Below are 3084 nucleotides of genomic sequence, written 5' to 3' on the forward strand. Positions count from 1 at the left end.
CACGGCCTGCACCATGAACGATATCCTCTCCATTGCCCCGCGCGACAAAGCCGAAATCCTTGCCCAGGCTCTGCCCTATATCCGCAAGTTTCATGGCAAGACCATGGTCATCAAGTATGGCGGCAACGCCATGACCGACCCGGCCCTGCAGGCCGACTTTGCCGAGGATGTGGTGCTTCTCAAGCTGGTCGGGATCAATCCGGTGGTGGTGCATGGTGGCGGCCCGCAGATTGAAACCGCGCTCAACCGTCTGGGCAAGAAGGGCGAGTTCATCCAGGGCATGCGCGTCACCGACGCCGAAACCATGGAAGTGGTCGAGTGGGTGCTGGCCGGCGAAGTGCAGCAGGACATCGTCGGTCTGATCAATCAGGCAGGCGGCAAGGCGGTGGGCCTCACGGGCCGGGACGGCGGGCTGATCCGGGCGCAGAAGCTCAAGCTCGCGGACAACAAGGACCCGAGCATCGAGCATGACCTGGGCCAGGTCGGCGACATCGTAGCGATCGACCCCAGCGTGGTCAAGGCACTGCAGGACGACGCGTTCATTCCGGTGATCAGCCCCATCGGCTTCGGCGAAGACAACGAAAGCTACAACATCAACGCCGATGTCGTGGCCAGCAAATTGGCCACGGTGCTGCAGGCCGAAAAGCTGATGCTGTTGACGAACACGCCCGGCGTGCTCGACAAGGCCGGCAATCTGCTGACCGATCTCACGGCGCGTGAAATCGACGCGCTGTTTGCCGACGGCACGATCTCGGGCGGCATGCTGCCAAAGATCGCGGGCGCGCTCGACGCGGCCAAGGCCGGCGTGAACGCGGTGCACATCATCGACGGCCGCGTGCCGCATGTCATGCTGCTCGAAATCCTCACGGACCAGGCCTACGGCACGATGATCCGCAGCCACTGAACGTGGCCTGGGCCCTGCGGGGCCATGCATTGGAAGATTCGACATGCGCCTGCTGCTGGTGGAAGACGATGTGATGGTGGCCAGCGGCGTCAAGCTCGGCCTGAGCGATGCCGGCTATGCGGTCGACTGGGTCGGCAGCGCCGAGCGCGCACTTGAAGTGCTGGCGAATGAATCGTTCGACCTGGCGGTGATCGACATCGGTCTGCCTGGGCTCAGCGGCCTGGAACTCACCCAGCGCCTGCGCCGCAGCAGCATGGACAGCGCCGCCATGCCCATACTGATCCTGACCGCGCGCGACGCGCTGCTCGATCGTGTGCAGGGCCTCGACATGGGCGCCGACGACTACATGGTCAAGCCTTTCGAGTTGCCGGAGTTGCTCGCGCGGCTGCGCGCGCTCGCGCGCCGCTCCCAGGCCGCGACCACGGCAGTGCTGACATTCGGGCCTCTGGAGCTCGATACGGCGGCGCGCAGCGTCGGTGCGCGGGTGGCCGATGACTCTGCCGAAGGCAGTCATCTGCAGCCCATAGATCTCGGTCCACGCGAGTGGACGGTGCTGGAATACCTGCTGATCCACGCGCCCAAGCCGGCGAGCAAGGACAAGTTGCTGCAGGCCTTGACGGGCTGGGACAAGGAAATCACGCCGAATGCGGTCGAAGTCTATGCTTCGCGGCTGCGCGGCAAAATCGAGCCTTATGGCGTGGCCTTGCGCTCCATCCGCGGCTTCGGCTACCGGCTGGAGTTGGTCGCGGGCGGCGCCTGAAGGCGGCTGCCCCGGCGCCAGGCTGAGCCATGACCTCGAATCTGCGCTTTCGGCTGCTGCTGCTGCTGGTGCTGCCGCTGAGCGTGCTGGCGCTGATGGGCTCGTGGTTCGCCTACCGCTCGGCCGAGGCGGCCGCGGGCCAGCACGACCAGCGGCTGATGCGCTATCTGCCCGCGCTTGCCGAAGCCGTGCTCGCGCCTTCGCTCGACGGCCAATCACCTCCCGTATTGATGCTGCCGCCCATGGTCGAAGAGTTTCTGCGCCAGCGCCAGAACGAGGCCGGCTATGCAATTGCCGACCTCAAGGGCCGGGTGCTCGCAGGCGATACCTGGATACGCGTCGAGGTGCCGAGCACGCGCGTGGCTGAATTCCACAGCCAGGAGTTCGCGGGCATCATGTACCGCGTGGCCGTGCTGCGCGTAGAGACCGCGGGCGCTGGCGAGATGGTGGTGGCGCTGGCCGACGGTTCGGATGCGCGCCAGCAATGGGCGCAGCAATTGCTGCTGCGCGTGCTGCTGCCCAACGTGCTGCTGATCGCGGCCGCCGGGCTGGCGATCTACTGGTCGGTGCGCCAGGCGTTCGAGCCGCTGGTGGCGCTGGCCGACGCCGTCGAGCGCCGCTCGCCGCGCGACCTGAGCCCCATCGATGAAGCCGCCTCGCCCGATGAGGTGCGGCCGCTGCTGCGCTCGCTCAACCGGCTGTTCGCGCTGGTCGATGCCCAGGCCCAGGAGCAGCGGCGCTTCGTTGCCGATGCCGCGCACCAGTTGCGCACGCCGCTCGCGGCGCTGCAGGCCCAGGTCGAAGCCTGGGCGTTGATGGTGCAGTCGGCGCCCGCACCCGCGGATGCGGTGGACCTGTCGCCCGATCGGCCGCGCGAGCGCTCGCTGGTGCTCAGCGCCACGCAGATCCACCAGCTGCGCGACGCCACGCGCCGCACCTCGCAGCTCGCGCGCCAGCTGCTGGCGCTGTCGCGCGCCGACGCGCGCCATGCGCAGTCGCAGCCGCTGCAGCGCGTGGACCTCAAGGACCTTTGTGAAAGTCTGCTCGAAGCCTTCTTCGAACAGGCCGCGGCCAAGAACATCGATTTCGGCCTCGAAGTCGAGCCGGCCAGCGTCTGGGGCCATGCCTGGCTGCTGCGCGAGCTGTTGAGCAATCTCGTCGACAACGCGCTCAAGTACAACCCCGAAGGCGGGCGCGTGACCTTGCGCAGCGGCATGGGGCCGGACGGCGCCTTTCTCGAAGTCGAGGATGACGGCCCGGGCGTGCCCGAAGCGGAGCGCGCGCGCATCGTGCAGCGCTTTTACCGTCTGCCTGGCGCTTGCGGTGAAGGCTCAGGCCTGGGACTGGCGATTGCCGACGAGATCGCCCAGCTGCACCAGGCCCGTCTGGTGCTGGGCGAAGGCGCCGAGGGCGTGGGACT

General features: G+C 67.3%; 3 protein-coding genes. All 3 read left to right on the forward strand.

Translation table 11 applies throughout. The features are described 5' to 3' along the window. Window positions 1–13 precede the first annotated feature (13 nt). Window positions 14–904 carry an acetylglutamate kinase gene (argB, locus tag RR928_RS17680; protein ID WP_213294358.1) on the forward strand — a complete coding sequence of 297 codons (891 nt, stop codon included), beginning with the start codon at window positions 14–16 and terminating at the stop codon, window positions 902–904. Window positions 905–947: 43 nt separating this feature from the next. Next, complete coding sequence (locus RR928_RS17685; RefSeq protein WP_332538744.1) at window positions 948–1664, forward strand: response regulator transcription factor; 717 nt, start codon at window positions 948–950, stop codon at window positions 1662–1664. A gap of 29 nt (window positions 1665–1693) precedes the next feature. Next, the coding region (locus tag RR928_RS17690; RefSeq protein WP_332683563.1) for a sensor histidine kinase at window positions 1694–3084 on the forward strand (1391 nt) is incomplete at its 3' end.

The organism is Comamonas sp., assembly GCF_036666375.1.
Classification (GTDB): domain Bacteria; phylum Pseudomonadota; class Gammaproteobacteria; order Burkholderiales; family Burkholderiaceae_C; genus Comamonas.

Bases quoted from the DNA above. Each gene is read 5' to 3' on its own strand.
- argB (WP_213294358.1), top strand. From the start codon at position 14: ATGAACGATATCCTCTCCATTGCCCCGCGCGACAAAGCCGAAATCCTT.
- RR928_RS17685 (WP_332538744.1), top strand. From the start codon at position 948: ATGCGCCTGCTGCTGGTGGAAGACGATGTGATGGTGGCCAGCGGCGTC.